The 14762-nt window shown below is 60.3% G+C and carries 24 protein-coding genes; 1 reads left to right on the top strand and 23 read right to left on the bottom strand.

The genetic code is table 11. The features are described 5' to 3' along the window. Window positions 1-40: 40 nt before the first annotated feature. The 23 genes from map to rpsJ all read right to left on the bottom strand — a co-directional run bounded on the left by map (window position 41) and on the right by rpsJ (window position 12923). Window positions 41-868 (bottom strand): type I methionyl aminopeptidase, encoded by an 828-nt coding sequence (gene map / locus AC0J5Z_RS08935; protein ID WP_475038744.1) that lies wholly within the window; start codon window positions 866-868, stop codon window positions 41-43. Window positions 869-1052: 184 nt separating this feature from the next. Next, entirely contained in the window at window positions 1053-1622 is a 570-nt protein-coding gene (locus AC0J5Z_RS08930; protein ID WP_475039632.1) for an adenylate kinase, read from the bottom strand. 5 nt (window positions 1623-1627) lie between these two features. Then, window positions 1628-2938, bottom strand: a complete 1311-nt coding sequence (gene secY, locus AC0J5Z_RS08925; protein ID WP_017200273.1) for a preprotein translocase subunit SecY — start codon at window positions 2936-2938, stop codon at window positions 1628-1630. Between the two features lie 185 nt (window positions 2939-3123). Further along, the gene (gene rplO, locus AC0J5Z_RS08920; protein WP_209758660.1) at window positions 3124-3606 is read right to left on the bottom strand and encodes a 50S ribosomal protein L15; all 483 of its coding nucleotides are present in this window, start codon (window positions 3604-3606) and stop codon (window positions 3124-3126) included. After that, entirely contained in the window at window positions 3606-3812 is a 207-nt protein-coding gene (gene rpmD / locus AC0J5Z_RS08915) for a 50S ribosomal protein L30 (protein ID WP_011775580.1), read from the bottom strand. Before rpmD ends, rplO begins: the two co-directional genes overlap by 1 nt. Window positions 3813-3814: 2 nt before the next feature. Beyond that, window positions 3815-4486, bottom strand: coding sequence for a 30S ribosomal protein S5 (gene rpsE, locus AC0J5Z_RS08910; protein ID WP_011775581.1), 672 nt, complete (start codon window positions 4484-4486; stop codon window positions 3815-3817). 29 nt (window positions 4487-4515) lie between these two features. Beyond that, window positions 4516-4899, bottom strand: coding sequence for a 50S ribosomal protein L18 (rplR, locus tag AC0J5Z_RS08905; protein WP_024817584.1), 384 nt, complete (start codon window positions 4897-4899; stop codon window positions 4516-4518). Between the two features lie 3 nt (window positions 4900-4902). Further along, on the bottom strand, window positions 4903-5439 hold the full coding sequence (gene rplF, locus AC0J5Z_RS08900; protein WP_011775583.1) for a 50S ribosomal protein L6: 537 nt from the start codon (window positions 5437-5439) through the stop codon (window positions 4903-4905). 18 nt (window positions 5440-5457) lie between these two features. Next, a complete protein-coding gene (gene rpsH / locus AC0J5Z_RS08895) occupies window positions 5458-5856 on the bottom strand; it encodes a 30S ribosomal protein S8 (protein WP_024817585.1) in 399 nt (132 codons plus the stop codon). A gap of 78 nt (window positions 5857-5934) precedes the next feature. Further along, complete coding sequence (gene rplE / locus AC0J5Z_RS08890) at window positions 5935-6513, bottom strand: 50S ribosomal protein L5 (RefSeq protein ID WP_475038743.1); 579 nt, start codon at window positions 6511-6513, stop codon at window positions 5935-5937. Next, window positions 6513-6875, bottom strand: a complete 363-nt coding sequence (gene rplX, locus AC0J5Z_RS08885; RefSeq protein WP_024817586.1) for a 50S ribosomal protein L24 — start codon at window positions 6873-6875, stop codon at window positions 6513-6515. The genes rplE and rplX overlap by 1 nt, the downstream gene beginning before the upstream one ends. A 3-nt stretch (window positions 6876-6878) precedes the next feature. Then, complete coding sequence (gene rplN, locus AC0J5Z_RS08880; RefSeq protein WP_003803789.1) at window positions 6879-7247, bottom strand: 50S ribosomal protein L14; 369 nt, start codon at window positions 7245-7247, stop codon at window positions 6879-6881. A 353-nt stretch (window positions 7248-7600) separates the two neighbouring features. After that, window positions 7601-7897, bottom strand: coding sequence for a 30S ribosomal protein S17 (gene rpsQ, locus AC0J5Z_RS08875; RefSeq protein WP_011775587.1), 297 nt, complete (start codon window positions 7895-7897; stop codon window positions 7601-7603). After that, entirely contained in the window at window positions 7894-8214 is a 321-nt protein-coding gene (rpmC, locus tag AC0J5Z_RS08870) for a 50S ribosomal protein L29 (protein WP_014922387.1), read from the bottom strand. The genes rpsQ and rpmC overlap by 4 nt, the downstream gene beginning before the upstream one ends. A gap of 2 nt (window positions 8215-8216) precedes the next feature. Next, window positions 8217-8633: a 50S ribosomal protein L16 gene (rplP, locus tag AC0J5Z_RS08865; RefSeq protein ID WP_003803795.1), complete on the bottom strand. Its 417-nt coding sequence runs from the start codon at window positions 8631-8633 to the stop codon at window positions 8217-8219. Continuing rightward, entirely contained in the window at window positions 8634-9455 is an 822-nt protein-coding gene (gene rpsC, locus AC0J5Z_RS08860) for a 30S ribosomal protein S3 (protein WP_011775589.1), read from the bottom strand. Then, window positions 9456-9821 carry a 50S ribosomal protein L22 gene (rplV, locus tag AC0J5Z_RS08855; RefSeq protein WP_475038742.1) on the bottom strand — a complete coding sequence of 122 codons (366 nt, stop codon included), beginning with the start codon at window positions 9819-9821 and terminating at the stop codon, window positions 9456-9458. It abuts the gene before it with no gap. Between the two features lie 38 nt (window positions 9822-9859). Then, on the bottom strand, window positions 9860-10141 hold the full coding sequence (gene rpsS / locus AC0J5Z_RS08850) for a 30S ribosomal protein S19 (protein WP_011775591.1): 282 nt from the start codon (window positions 10139-10141) through the stop codon (window positions 9860-9862). A 12-nt stretch (window positions 10142-10153) separates the two neighbouring features. After that, on the bottom strand, window positions 10154-10993 hold the full coding sequence (gene rplB, locus AC0J5Z_RS08845) for a 50S ribosomal protein L2 (protein ID WP_011775592.1): 840 nt from the start codon (window positions 10991-10993) through the stop codon (window positions 10154-10156). A gap of 29 nt (window positions 10994-11022) precedes the next feature. Beyond that, window positions 11023-11328 (bottom strand): 50S ribosomal protein L23, encoded by a 306-nt coding sequence (rplW, locus tag AC0J5Z_RS08840; RefSeq protein WP_011775593.1) that lies wholly within the window; start codon window positions 11326-11328, stop codon window positions 11023-11025. Beyond that, window positions 11325-11942 (bottom strand): 50S ribosomal protein L4, encoded by a 618-nt coding sequence (rplD, locus tag AC0J5Z_RS08835; RefSeq protein WP_142938370.1) that lies wholly within the window; start codon window positions 11940-11942, stop codon window positions 11325-11327. Before rplD ends, rplW begins: the two co-directional genes overlap by 4 nt. Window positions 11943-11946: 4 nt before the next feature. Then, window positions 11947-12597 carry a 50S ribosomal protein L3 gene (gene rplC / locus AC0J5Z_RS08830; RefSeq protein ID WP_011775595.1) on the bottom strand — a complete coding sequence of 217 codons (651 nt, stop codon included), beginning with the start codon at window positions 12595-12597 and terminating at the stop codon, window positions 11947-11949. A 17-nt stretch (window positions 12598-12614) separates the two neighbouring features. Then, on the bottom strand, window positions 12615-12923 hold the full coding sequence (gene rpsJ, locus AC0J5Z_RS08825) for a 30S ribosomal protein S10 (protein WP_003803825.1): 309 nt from the start codon (window positions 12921-12923) through the stop codon (window positions 12615-12617). Window positions 12924-13305: 382 nt separating this feature from the next. On the opposite strand from rpsJ, the gene AC0J5Z_RS08820 reads away from it, so the two are divergent. Then, window positions 13306-14739 carry a GH1 family beta-glucosidase gene (locus AC0J5Z_RS08820; protein ID WP_475038741.1) on the top strand — a complete coding sequence of 478 codons (1434 nt, stop codon included), beginning with the start codon at window positions 13306-13308 and terminating at the stop codon, window positions 14737-14739. Window positions 14740-14762 lie beyond the last annotated feature (23 nt).

The following is a 14762-nucleotide window of genomic DNA, read 5'->3' as shown; positions in this document are numbered from 1 at the left end:
GCTGGGCTACTTTGGTAGCCCAGCTCTTCTTTTGCAGGCGTTACGGGATCGGGACAGGCACGACGCCGAGCGACGCCAACTGCTCGGCGCCTCCATCCGGGGCGGACAGGACCCAGATGCCCTTCTCGTGGACGGCCACTGAGTGCTCCCACTGGCAGGATCGCTTCCCGTCCGTGGTGACAACTGTCCAATCGTCGTCAAGGGTGGCCGTCTCGATGCCGCCACGAACCAGCATAGGTTCGATGGCAAGGCACAGGCCTGGCCGGATCTTGGGGCCGCGGTGGCTGGTCCGGTAGTTCAGGACGTCCGGGGCCATGTGCATCTCCGAACCGATGCCATGGCCCACGTAGTCCTCCAGGATGCCCAAAGGCTTTCCCGGCACGGACGACACGTAGTCATCGATCGCATTTCCGATGTCACCCACGAACTTGCCTTGGGCGAGGGCTGCGATCCCCCGCCACATGGCAGCCTCTGTGACGTCGGAGAGCCGCTGGTCTTCCGGATCAGCATTGCCGACGATCACGGTCCTGGCCGAGTCGGAATGCCAGCCGTCAACGATGCAGCCGCCGTCAATGGAGATGATGTCGCCGTCGTTGAGGACCCTGCCGCCGGGGATGCCGTGAACCACTTCCTCATTAACCGAGGTACAGATGGTTGCCGGGAAGCCGTGATAGCCCAGGAAGTTGGACTTCGCTCCGGCGTCGTTGAGGACTGCGGCGAAAACGTCGTCCAGGTCCTTTGTGGTGACGCCCGGCTTGGCCGCCGCAACGGCAGCGTCGAGTGCACGGCCCAGGACAAGGCCCGCCTGGTGCATGGTGCGCATCTGCTCGTTGGTTTTGTATTCAATGCGGGGCTGACCGAACGCCATGATCTCCTCTGGAAGGTTTGCTGTAGAGGCCGATCAGGCCCCATGCTTCAACCATTTTCCCGTACCCGGGGGCGTGGCCGAAATCGAAATGCACCGTGAAAACGAAGAAGGGTGTGTCCCGCACTCACGGTACGGGACACACCCCTCGCTCCAGCGCCGGTTTCCCGACTATGTGGAGAACAAACTAAACGGCCTTGGCCGACTCGATCGCCGTCAGCACACGGTCGGTAACTTCGTCGATACCGCCGATGCCATCAACCTGCGTGAGGATGCCACGCTCGGCGTACTTGGCCACAACTGCCTCGGTCTGCTCGTGGTAGAGATCCAACCGGTGACGGATGACGGCCTCGTTGTCATCCGAACGGCCCGTTTCCTTGGCGCGGCCAAGGAGACGGGTTACCAGCTCTTCGTCGTCGGCGGTCAACTGGAGCACGACGTCGAGCTCCTGCTCACCCTCAGCGAGGATCTGGTCGAGGTAGTCCACCTGCGCGGTGGTGCGCGGGTAACCATCGAGGAGGAAGCCGTTCTCGACATCGCTCTGGCTCAGGCGATCGCGAACCATGTCGTTCGTGACGCTGTCCGGAACGAAGTCCCCGGCGTCCATGTACTTCTTTGCTTCGATGCCCAAAGGGGTTTCGCCCTTCACGTTGGCACGGAAGATGTCGCCGGTGGAGATGGCGACTACGCCGAGGCGCTCGGAAATCCGCTCAGCCTGCGTACCCTTACCCGAACCGGGAGGTCCAATGATCAGCATTCTCGTCATCGCAAAAGCCCTTCGTAGTGACGTTGTTGTAGCTGCGCATCAATCTGCTTGACGGTCTCCAGGCCAACACCCACCATGATCAGGATTGACGTGCCACCAAACGGGAAGTTCTGGTTGGCGTTGATCAGGACGAGTGCAACCAAAGGAATCAACGCCACGAAGCCCAGGTAAAGGGCTCCAGGCAAGGTGATCCTGGAAAGCACGTACTGCAGGTAGTCCGCGGTCGGTTTACCCGCCCGGATGCCCGGAATAAACCCGCCGTACTTCTTCATGTTGTCCGACACTTCTTCAGGGTTGAAGGTGATGGCAACGTAGAAGTAGGTGAAGAACACAATCATGGCGAAATACAGCGCCATGTAGATGGGGTGGTCGCCGCGGGTGAGGTTGTTGTTGATCCACTCAACCCACGGGGCCATCTGCTCCCCTGGCGCAGGCTGGTTGAACTGTGAAATCAGCCCGGGCAGGTAGAGCATTGAGGAGGCGAAGATGACAGGCACGACGCCGGCCATGTTCACCTTGATTGGGATATAGGTGCTGGTGCCACCCACTGTGCGGCGTCCGATCATACGCTTGGCGTACTGAACGGGAACGCGGCGCTGGGACTGCTCCACGAAGACCACCAAGGCCACCGTCAGCAAGCCGACGGCCAGGACCATGAAGAAGGTGCCCGGCCCCTTCGACTCCCAGATGGAGCCCAGCGAGCCGGGGAAGCTTGCAGCGATGGAGGTGAAGATCAGCAGCGACATGCCATTGCCCACACCCTTTTCGGTCACCAGCTCGCCCATCCACATGATGAGGCCGGTTCCGGCCGTCAACGTGATGATGATGAGGATGGTGGTCATGATGCTCTCATCAGGAATGATGGGCAGGTTGCAGCCAGGCAGCAGTTGGCCGGATCGGGCCAGTGACACCAGCGTGGTGGCGTTCAGCAGACCCAAAGCGATGGTGAGGTACCGGGTGTACTGCGTCAACTTCGACTGACCGGAGGAACCCTCTTCGTAGAGCTGCTGGAACCGGGGAATGACCACCCGGAGCAGCTGCACGATGATGCTCGCCGTGATGTAGGGCATGATGCCCAGGGCAAACACTGAAACCTGCAGCAACGCGCCGCCGCTGAACAAGTTCACCAGCTGGTAGATGCCCTGCGAGGTGTCACCGGTGTTCAAGCATTGCTGGACATTCTGGTAGTTCACACCAGGCGAGGGGATGAAAGCTCCCAAGCGGAAGATTGTGATGATTCCCAGCGTGAACAACAACTTGCGTCGCAAATCAGGCGTCCGAAACGCCCGGCCGAATGCGCTTAGCAAGCGTCCTCCTGAGTAGAAAGTACAAGGATGTGATCGGGCTCAACGAAACCCAACAACCGAGTCTAACCGCTTGTGACGCCGTCGGAATAATCGAGAGTCCACAATCACGCAAAAAATCCCGGTATACAGGGCCGAAGCCCCGCATACCGGGATCCTTTTACAACGGGCACTTGCCCCACTGGCTCTTAGAGAGCAGTGGTGCTTCCGCCGGCTGCAGCAATCTTTTCCGAAGCGCTGGAAGAGAATGCGTGGGCGGTAACATCAACCTTGACGGTGATGTCACCGGTGCCCAGCACCTTGACGGGCTGGTTCTTGCGAACGGCACCCTTCTCAACCAAGGACTCGACGGTGACAACGCCACCTTCCGGGAACAGCTCGTTGAGCTTCTCCAGGTTAACAACCTGGAACTCAACCCGGAACGGGTTCTTGAAGCCGCGCAGCTTCGGCAGGCGCATGTGCAGCGGCAGCTGGCCGCCGGCAAAGCCAGCCTTTACCTGGTAGCGGGCCTTCGTACCCTTGGTACCGCGACCAGCGGTCTTACCCTTGGAGCCTTCACCACGACCAACACGGGTCTTGGCGGTTTTGGCACCCGGGGCGGGGCGCAGGTGGTGGACCTTCAGAGCGTGCTGCTTCTCAGCAGTCTCTTCGGCGGTCTTGTTCTCTGCCATTACTTCGCCTCCTCTACATTCACGAGGTGCGGAACCGTGTTGAGCATTCCAACGGTCACGGCATCAGCGTTGCGGACAACGGTGTGTCCGATGCGCTTGAGGCCGAGGGACCGAAGGGTGGCCTTCTGGTTCTGCTTGGCGCCAATGACGCCCTTGATCTGGGTGATCTCCAACTTGGCGTCGGAGGGAGTCAGGTTCTTAGCCATGACTAAACACCTGCCTTTTGGTTCTGGAGCGCGCGCACCAGAGCAGCAGGAGCAACCTCGTCCAGCGGCAGGCCACGGCGGGCAGCCACGGAAGCGGGCTCTTCGAGCTGCTTCAGAGCGGCAACAGTCGCGTGAACGATGTTGATCGCGTTTGAGGAACCGAGCGACTTGGAGAGGATGTCGTGGATACCCACGCACTCCAATACCGCGCGGACCGGACCACCGGCGATAACACCGGTACCGGCGGAAGCCGGACGCAGCAGGACTACACCTGCAGCGGCCTCACCCTGCACACGGTGCGGGATGGTGCTGCCAACGCGGGGAACGCGGAAGAAGGACTTCTTGGCCTCTTCAACGCCCTTTGCGATAGCCGCGGGAACTTCCTTGGCCTTGCCGTAGCCGACGCCGACCATACCGTTGCCGTCACCGACGACGACGAGAGCGGTGAAGCTGAAGCGACGACCACCCTTGACGACCTTGGCAACGCGGTTGATGGTGACAACGCGCTCTACGAACTGGCTCTTCTCAGCCTCACGACCGCCGTCGCGGCCACCACGGCCACCACGGTCGCCGCGGCCTTGGCCACGGTCGCCGCGCTCGCCACGACGTCCGCCGCGGCGGTCATCGGTAGCGGGTGCGGTCTCAGTTGCTTCAGCAGCTACAGCTTCAGTCACCTGAACGTCCTTTTCGTTATTTTCAACGGTCACAGTGCCAGCCCACCTTCGCGAGCACCGTCAGCGACGGCGGCGATACGGCCGTGGTACTTGTTACCGCCACGGTCGAAGACAACAGCTTCGACGCCTGCAGCCTTGGCACGCTCGGCAACGAGCTCGCCAACGCGCTTGGCCTTGGCAGTCTTGTCACCGTCGAATGCACGAAGGTCCGCTTCCAAAGTGGAAGCGAAAGCCACTGTTACACCCTTGCTGTCATCGACAACCTGGACGAACATGTGACGTGCAGAGCGGTTAACAACCATACGAGGACGTACAGCCGTACCAGTGATGCGCTTGCGGATACGAAGCTGGCGACGGCTGCGGGCAGCCGACTTGCTCTTGTTCGTACGCTTCTTGTTAATTGCGATGGCCATGGTTTACTTACCAGCCTTTCCGACCTTGCGGCGGATGACTTCGCCGGCGTAACGGACACCCTTGCCCTTGTAGGGGTCAGGCTTGCGCAGCTTGCGAATGTTGGCAGCAACCTCGCCGACCTGCTGCTTGTTGATACCCGCAACAGAGAGCTTGGTCGGACCCTCTACTACGAAGGTGATGCCTTCGGGTGCAGAGACGTTAACCGGGTGGCTGTAGCCCAGAGCGAACTCCAGGTCAGAACCCTTGGCCTGAACGCGGTAACCAGTACCAACGATTTCAAGCTTCTTCTCGTAGCCCTCGGTAACGCCCTGGATCATGTTGGCGATCAGGGTGCGGGTCAGGCCGTGCAGCGAACGCGAGTTGCGCTCATCGTTCGGGCGGGTGACCGTGAGAGTGTTTTCTTCCTGGGTAACCTCGATCGGGCTGGCCACAGTGTGGCTCAGCTCGCCTTTGGCACCTTTGACGCTGATGACGGAGCCATCGAGCTTGACCTCAACTCCGGCAGGAACGGTGATGGGGAGACGTCCAATACGTGACATTATTCTCTTCCTTTCCCGTTACCAGACGTACGCGAGGACTTCGCCGCCCACGCCCTTCTTGCCGGCCTGCTTGTCAGTCAGGAGGCCGGAAGAGGTGGACAGGATTGCGATACCCAGGCCACCCAGCACGTGCGGCAGGTTGGTGGACTTCGCGTAAACGCGGAGGCCCGGCTTGGAGATGCGGCGGACGCCAGCGATGGAACGCTCGCGGTTCGGACCGAACTTCAGGTCGAGGGTCAGCTTCTTGCCAACCTCGGCGTCTTCTTCCTTCCAGCCGGCAATGTAGCCTTCTGCCTTCAGGATGTCAGCAACGCGTGCCTTCAGTTTGCTGTACGGCATGGACACGGTGTCGTGGTATGCCGAGTTTGCATTGCGCAGACGCGTGAGCATGTCTGCGACAGGATCTGTCATAGTCATTTGGGCTATAGCCCTTCCTCGTACCGGTTTCCGCTGCGCCTGCTCCCAGGAGCCTGCGCGGACGGACCTGTCACGTAGTTAGTTTTCGGTCTTGAACGGGAAGCCAAGCGCCTTGAGCAGCGCGCGGCCTTCGTCATCGGTCTTGGCGGTGGTGACGACCGTGATGTCCATACCGCGAACGCGGTCGATGGAGTCCTGGTCGATTTCGTGGAACATAACCTGCTCGGTCAGACCGAAGGTGTAGTTGCCCTTGCCATCAAACTGCTTGCCGTTGAGGCCGCGGAAGTCGCGGATACGCGGCAGAGCCAGCGAAACCAGACGGTCCACGAATTCCCACATGCGGTCTCCACGCAGAGTTGCGTGTGCACCGATGGGCATGCCTTCGCGCAGCTTGAACTGTGCGATCGACTTGCGGGCCTTGGTTACCTGCGGCTTCTGGCCGGTGATCAGGGTGAGGTCGCGGACAGCGCCGTCGATCAGCTTGGAGTCCTTGGCGGCATCTCCAACACCCATGTTCACTACAACCTTCACCAGGCGGGGAACCTGGTTCACGTTCGCGTAGCTGAATTCGTCCTGCAGGGACTTCTTGATGGTCTCTGCGTACTTCGTCTTCAGACGCGGAACGATCTTTACTGGAGTCTCGAGAGTCTCAGTCATTAGATGTCCTTCCCGGTGGCCTTGGACACGCGGATACGGACGGTCTTGGTAGCGCCATCCTTCTCAACGGTGTCGAGACGGAAACCAACACGGGTCGGCTTCTTGGTGGACGGGTCAACCAAAGCAACGTTGGATACGTGGATCGGGGCTTCAACAACCTCGATGCCACCGGTCTTGGTGCCGCGCTGCGACTGACCGACCTTGCTGTGCTTGGTGACGCGGTTGATTCCCTCTACCAGCACGCGGTTGGTGTCGGTGAATACGCGCAGGACCTTGCCCTGCTTGCCGCGGTCGCCGCCACGTTCCTGCTTGGCGCCGGTGATGACCTGAACGAGGTCACCCTTCTTGATTTTTTTAGCCATGGACTAAAGCACCTCCGGGGCCAGCGAAACGATCTTCATGAACTTCTTGTCGCGAAGTTCACGACCAACCGGGCCGAAGATACGGGTACCGCGGGGGTCACCGTCATTCTTCAGGATCACAGCTGCGTTTTCGTCAAACTTGATATAGGAACCGTCCGCACGGCGGCGTTCCTTCTTGGTACGGACGATGACCGCCTTGACGACGTCGCCCTTCTTTACGTTTCCGCCGGGAATAGCGTCCTTGACGGTAGCGACGATGACGTCGCCAATGCCTGCGTAGCGACGACCAGATCCACCGAGAACGCGAATGGTAAGGATTTCCTTAGCACCCGTGTTGTCGGCGACCTTGAGTCGCGACTCCTGCTGAATCAATTTTTACTCCTTGCGTCGCGCCGGTTCTCAGACCGAAATCTTGCATACGGAATGAGCCTTGCGGAACGGTTGATCGGGGTGTCTCTTGACCTGCCTGGATTTTGCCAGTACAGGCCTAAACGCCCGTGCCACAAGCATCAGCTTCCCTTGCAGAAAACTCTGCGCGGGGCAGTATGCAGCGGCACGATTGTTTACGAGGTAGTGGACGACGCACAAGTGGCGCCATACAAACTCAATATCCTAGCATATTTACGGCCTGAAACCGAAACGGCTGGAGAAGCGGAAAGGCCCGCATTCCCAAGGGAATGCGGGCCTCTCCAGTGAATCACTGCCAGGCGTGCCCGGCGTTGGATTTACTTGGCCTTTTCGAGGATCTCCACCAGACGCCACCGCTTGGTAGCGGAAAGCGGGCGGGTCTCAGAGATGAGAACGAGGTCGCCGATGCCGGCGGTGTTCTCTTCGTCGTGAGCCTTGATCTTCGAGGTGCGGCGAATAACCTTGCCGTACAGAGCGTGCTTCACGCGGTCTTCAACCTGAACAACGATGGTCTTTTCCATCTTGTCAGAGACAACGTAGCCGCGACGCGTCTTACGGTAACCGCGCTGTTCAGCGCTGGCTGCTGCTTCCGTCACAGTTTCCTTCTCGCTCACTTGGCGTCCTCTCCAGCTTCAACCTCGGCCTTTTCAGCCTTGGCAGCCTTCTTGGACTTCTTTTCTTCCTTGGCTTCCACAACCGGTGCGGCAACCTCGGCACGAATGCCCAGCTCGCGCTCACGGAGAACGGTGTAGATGCGTGCGATGTCCTTCTTTACCGCACGCAGGCGACCGTGGTTCTCCAGCTGTCCGGTGGCGGACTGGAAACGCAGGTTGAACAGCTCTTCCTTGGACTTGCGGAGTTCTTCAACGAGACGCTCGTTGTCGAAACCGTCCAGCTGTGCGGGTGCGAGATCCTTCGACCCTACTGCCATTTCTATTCACCACCTTCGCGACGCACAATGCGTGCCTTCAACGGGAGCTTGTGGATTGCCAGGCGCAGGGCCTCGCGAGCTACCTCTTCATTGACACCGGAGAGTTCGAAGAGAACCCGGCCCGGCTTGACGTTTGCGACCCACCATTCCGGAGAACCCTTACCGGAACCCATGCGGGTTTCAGCAGGCTTCTTCGTCAGCGGACGGTCCGGGTAGATGTTGATCCAGACCTTACCGCCACGCTTGATGTGGCGGGTCATCGCGATACGAGCGGACTCGATCTGACGGTTGGTTACGTATGCCGGGCTGAGAGCCTGGATACCGTACTCACCGAAGCTGACCTTGGTGCCGCCCGTTGCAGCGCCGGAACGACCCGGGTGGTGCTGCTTACGGTGCTTGACTCGACGTGGGATAAGCATTTAAGCCTGTCCTCCTTCTGCTGCCGGAGCAGCAGCTTCAGCGGCCGGTGCTTCAACGGCAGCGGGTGCTGCCTCAGCTGCCGGACGGTCGTTACGACGACGGCGGTCGCCACCCGGGCGGCCCGGACGGTCTCCTGCACGGCCACGGGACGGAGCAGCAGCTGCCTGCTGAGCCAGTTCCTTGGCAGTTACGTCACCCTTGTAGATCCAAACCTTCACACCGATACGGCCGAAGGTGGTCTTGGCTTCGTAGAAGCCGTAGTCGATGTTCGCGCGGAGGGTGTGCAGGGGCACACGGCCTTCGCGGTAGAACTCCGAGCGGGACATTTCTGCGCCACCCAGACGACCCGAGCAAGCAACACGGATACCCTTGGCACCCGCACGCTGTGCGGACTGCATGGCCTTCTTCATCGCACGGCGGAAAGCCACGCGGGAAGTCAGCTGCTCAGCGATGCCCTGGGCAACAAGCTGTGCTTCCATCTCGGGGTTCTTGACCTCGAGGATGTTCAGCTGAACCTGCTTGCCGGTGAGCTTTTCGAGCTCGCCGCGGATGCGGTCTGCTTCAGCGCCGCGGCGGCCGATAACGATACCCGGGCGTGCCGTGTGGATATCCACGCGGACACGGTCACGGGTGCGCTCGATCTCGACCTTGGCGATGCCGGCGCGCTCCATGCCGGTGGACATGAGCTGACGGATCTTGATGTCCTCGCGGACGAAGTCCTTGTAGCGCTGTCCGGGCTTGGTGCTGTCAGCGAACCAGTGCGAAACGTGGTCGGTGGTGATGCCGAGTCGGAACCCGTGCGGGTTAACTTTCTGTCCCACTTAGCGAGCCTCCTCTTTCTCCGGGGTTGCGACAACCAGCGTGATGTGGCTGGTCCGCTTCCTAATGCGGTAGGCGCGGCCCTGGGCACGCGGCTGGAACCGCTTCATGGTCGGGCCTTCATCAACGAATGCTTCGGTGATGATGAGGTCGCTGTCGTCGAATGCAACGCCGTCACGGTCCGCGAGGACACGTGCGTTGGCCATTGCCGACTGAAGTACCTTGAATACCGGCTCCGAAGCTGCCTGGGGGGCAAACTTCAGAATTGCCAGAGCCTCATTCGCTTGCTTACCACGAACAAGGTTGACGACGCGCCGGGCCTTCATAGGCGTTACGCGGATGTGACGCGCAATAGCCTTGGCTTCCATTGCTTTCCTTCTCTCGTCTAAGACGTAAGGTCAGGCGCCTAGCGGCGCTTGCCCTTACGGTCGTCCTTAACATGGCCGCGGAATGTCCGCGTGGGAGCGAATTCGCCGAGCTTGTGCCCGACCATCGACTCTGTGACAAACACCGGAATGTGCTTGCGTCCGTCGTGTACGGCGATCGTGTGCCCGAGCATGTCGGGGATGATCATCGAACGGCGGGACCAGGTCTTAATGACGTTCTTGGTGCCCTTATCGTTTTCCCGTGCGACCTTCACAAAGAGGTGCTGGTCAACGAAAGGACCTTTTTTCAGGCTGCGTGGCATGTGTCCAGGCTCCTATCGCTTGTTCTTGCCAGTACGGCGGCGACGAACAATAAGCTTGTCGCTCTCTTTGTTCGGACGGCGGGTGCGGCCTTCGGGCTTGCCGTTCGGGTTAACCGGGTGACGTCCACCGGAAGTCTTACCTTCACCACCACCGTGCGGGTGGTCAACCGGGTTCATGGCTACACCACGGACGGTCGGGCGAACGCCCTTCCAGCGCATACGGCCGGCCTTGCCCCAGTTGATGTTCGACTGCTCGGCGTTGCCGACCTCGCCGACGGTTGCGCGGCAGCGCACGTCAACGTTGCGGATTTCGCCGGAGGGCAGACGCAACTGTGCGAAGCGGCCTTCCTTGGCAACGAGCTGTACCGACGCACCTGCGGAACGTGCCATCTTGGCGCCGCCACCCGGACGCAGTTCAACTGCGTGGATTACGGTACCAACCGGGATGTTGCGCAGCGGCAGGTTGTTGCCCGGCTTGATGTCAGCGTCAGGACCAGCCTCGACGAAGTCACCCTGGGACAGCTTGTTAGGAGCGATGATGTAACGCTTGGTGCCATCAACGTAGTGCAGGAGTGCGATGCGAGCCGTACGGTTCGGGTCGTACTCGATTTCGGCAACGCGGGCGTTGATGCCGTCCTTGTCGTGACGACGGAAGTCGATCAGACGGTACTGGCGCTTGTGCCCACCACCCTTGTGACGGGTGGTGATCTTACCGGAGTTGTTACGGCCGCCTGTTTTGTGCAGCGGACGCAGCAACGACTTTTCCGGAGTCGATCGCGTGATTTCAGCGAAGTCGGCTACGCTCGAGCCACGACGGCCCGGGGTAGTCGGCTTGTATTTACGGATTCCCATAATTTATTTCCTCGTTAAAGTGGTCTCCGCTACGCGAGCGGACCGCCGAAGATGTCGATTGTGCCTTCTTTGAGGGTGACAATTGCACGCTTGGTGCTCTTGCGCTGTCCCCAGCCGAATTTGGTGCGCTTGCGCTTACCGGCACGGTTGATGGTGTTGATCGAGTCAACCTTGACCGAGAAGATCTTCTCAACGGCCAATTTGATCTCGGTCTTGTTCGAGCGAGGGTCCACCAGGAAGGTGTACTTGCCTTCGTCGATCAGACCGTAGCTCTTTTCCGAAACGACGGGTGCAAGCACGACGTCGCGCGGGTCCTTGATGGTGGTTACGCTCACTTGGAGGCCTCCTCGTTCTTGGCCTTGTCAGCGACGAACGCCTCGAAAGCAGCCTTGGTGAAGACCACGTCGTCGGAGATGAGTACGTCGTAGGTGTTCAACTGGTCTGCGTACAGAACGTGAATACCTTCGAGGTTGCGCACGGAGAGTGCAGCAACATCGTTGGCGCGCTCGATTACGACGAGCAGGTTCTTGCGCTCGGAGACTGCACGCAGCGAAGCCAGTGCTTCCTTGGCGGACGGCTTGGTGCCGGCTACCAGTTCAGCGATGACGTGGATGCGGCCGTTGCGGGCGCGGTCAGACAGGGCGCCGCGGAGTGCAGCAGCCTTCATCTTCTTGGGGGTGCGCTGGCTGTAGTCACGAGGGGTCGGACCGTGGACAACGCCACCGCCGGTCATGTGAGGAGCACGGATGGAACCCTGACGGGCGCGGCCGGTACCCTTCTGCTTGAACGGCTTGCGACCTGCACCGGAAACCTCGGCGCGGGTCTTCGTCTTGTGGGTACCCTGGCGTGCAGCAGCGAGCTGTGCGACGACGACCTGGTGCAACAACGGCACGTTGGTCTGGACGTCGAAGATCTCTGCAGGCAGGTCTACCTTGACAGTGCTAGTCATTTAACTAGGCTCCCTTCACGGCGGTGCGTACGAGTACGACCTGGCCGCGGGCACCGGGAACGGCACCCTTGATAAGGAGCAGCGACTTCTCAGCGTCAATGGCGTGAACCGTGAGGTTCAGCGTGGTGTGACGCTCGGCGCCCATGCGGCCGGCCATTTTCAGGCCCTTGAAGACGCGGCTCGGGGTGGATGCGCCACCGATGGAGCCAGGCTTACGGTGGTTCTTGTGGGCACCGTGGGAAGCGCCAACGCCGTGGAAGCCGTGACGCTTCATAACACCGGCAAAGCCCTTACCCTTGGAGGTGCCGACGACGTCGATCTTCTGGCCGGCTTCGAAGATCTCAACAGAGAGCTCCTGGCCCAGCTCGTAGGATGCGGCGTCTGCGGTACGCAGTTCGACGACGTGGCGGCGAGGAGTTACGCCAGCCTTTTCAAAGTGACCAGCCAGCGGCTTGGTGACCTTGCGGGGGTCGATCTGGCCGTAGCCGATCTGTACGGCGACGTAGCCATCTACCTCTGCGTTGCGCAGCTGGGTGATGACGTTCGAGTCAGCCTGGACAACAGTTACCGGGATGAGCTTGTTGTTCTCGTCCCAGACCTGGGTCATGCCGAGCTTCGTGCCCAGCAGGCCCTTTACGTTACGGGTTGCGGTCATAGTCTCTCAGCACCTCCCTAGAGCTTGATTTCGATGTTCACGTCGGCGGGCAGGTCGAGACGCATAAGCGAGTCAACAGCCTTCGGCGTGGGGTCGATGATGTCGATCAGACGCTTGTGAGTACGCATTTCGAAGTGCTCACGGCTGTCCTTGTACTTGTGAGGAGAGCGAATAACGCAGTAAACGTTCTTCTCCGTCGGCAGCGGCACCGGGCCGACTACCGTTGCGCCTGCGCGCGTGACCGTCTCAACGATCTTCCGCGCTGAAACATCAATGACCTCGTGGTCATATGACTTCAGCCGGATGCGGATTTTTTGTCCCGCCATGTCGCCTGACTCTCTTTCAGCTAGTGCTGCTCTAGTTAGGGCTGCTCTGTTTACTTACCTGTTGATGTGGCCGCCGAAGCGTTTGAGGATTTACCACCACACGCCGCACAAGCTGAATCCGGAGCAATCCGGGTTCCTCACCTTGTCGGCGCACCGACCCCCGCGGTCGGGCGTGTCGCGATTTCCACGCAAACTCGACCGCAATCATGGGGTTCAGGGTTATGTTTGGGCTTCAGCCTGGACCCTGACACCCGGCATTATCCGGATCGGGACACGAAGAAGCGCTTGAACAACTCAACCAGTATGGCGGAAATATGGTGTAAAGGCCAATCGACCCTGAGGAGCCATTGCCCGGCCCCCATCCAGTGAGGATGATTGGGTCATGACCGCCCAGGATTCAGGCTCCGTGGAAGATCTCGCCGCCCGCCTCCGCCCGGGATTCACGCTGGGTGTGGCGGCTGCCGCCTTCCAGATTGAGGGTTCGCTGACCGCTGACGGACGCGGGCCGTCGGGCTGGGATGCGTTCTCCGAAAAGCCTGGAGCAATAGTCGACGGCGGCTCCCCCACTGTGGCGTGCGACCACTATAACCGCTCGGATGAAGACATCGCCCTGATGCAGGAGCTCGGAGTAGATTCGTACCGCTTCTCGCTCTCGTGGCCGCGCATCCAACCTGGAGGCAAAGGCGCAGTCAACCAGCGGGGGCTGGACTTCTATGATCGCCTGATCGACAAACTCCTGGCGGCAGAAATTTCCCCCATGGCCACGTTGTACCACTGGGATACCCCGTTGGAGTTGGAGCATGCCGGGGGGTGGATGAACAGGGACACTGCCGAACGTTTCGCAGTCTATTGCCAAGCCGCTGCCGAGCGCTTTGGTGACCGTGTTGGGCACTGGGTCACCATGAACGAACCTGTGTCAGTCACCGTGCAGGGGTACTCCCTGGGAGTACACGCCCCAGGCCGGCAACTGCTGTTCGACTCACTGCCTGCGGCGCATCATCAATTGCTGGGACATGGGCTCGCAGTCCAGGCTCTCCGAAGCGCCGGCGTCAAGGGACAGATCGGCGTGTCCAACATGCACTGCCCCGTCGAACCCGCCAGCAACGGTCTTGGCGACCGACTGATGGCGCAGGCGCTGGACCTAATCCTCAACCGTATCTATGCCGACGCGATACTGCTTGGCCAATACCCCAAGCCACCCTTGCCTATGAAACCGTGGTTCCGATCCTTGGGCACGATTCACGACGGTGACCTTGAACTGATCAGCCAACCGCTGGACTTCTATGGGCTCAACTACTACTACCCGGTGAAGGTGGCGGCGGGCCCCGGGCCGGCGGAGATCCCCACTGGAAGGTCGCCGGAGATGACCAAGGTTCCTTTCCACTTGGCCGCCTACCAGGAGTACGAGACCACTGGGTTCGGCTGGCCGGTTGCACCGGAGTACCTGGCGTTGATGCTACGCGAAATGAAGGACCGGTACGGGGAGGCGCTTCCCCCCATTTACATCACGGAAGGGGGAGCCAGTTTTCCTGAACCTGCCCACGTTGAAGGACCTGTCCAGGACACCAACCGCATCACCTACCTGGCTGAACATTTGGGCCATGCACTGACAGCAACGGGCCCTGGCGGCATCGCTGAGGATGTGGATCTTCGCGGGTACTACGTGTGGACCTTGCTGGACAATTTTGAGTGGGCGGCGGGCTACTCGCAGCGATTCGGCCTGATCCATGTGGACTTCGAGACCCTGGAAAGGACGCCCAAGGATTCGTTCTACTGGTACCGGTCGCTGGGCCGCGCACGCCACCGGCACTTGTAGCCCGCATGGGTTAAGTCAGGCCG

The organism is Paenarthrobacter sp. TRD_SC_7 (assembly GCF_056156245.1).
This window is presented reverse-complemented; position numbering and strand designations above follow the sequence as displayed.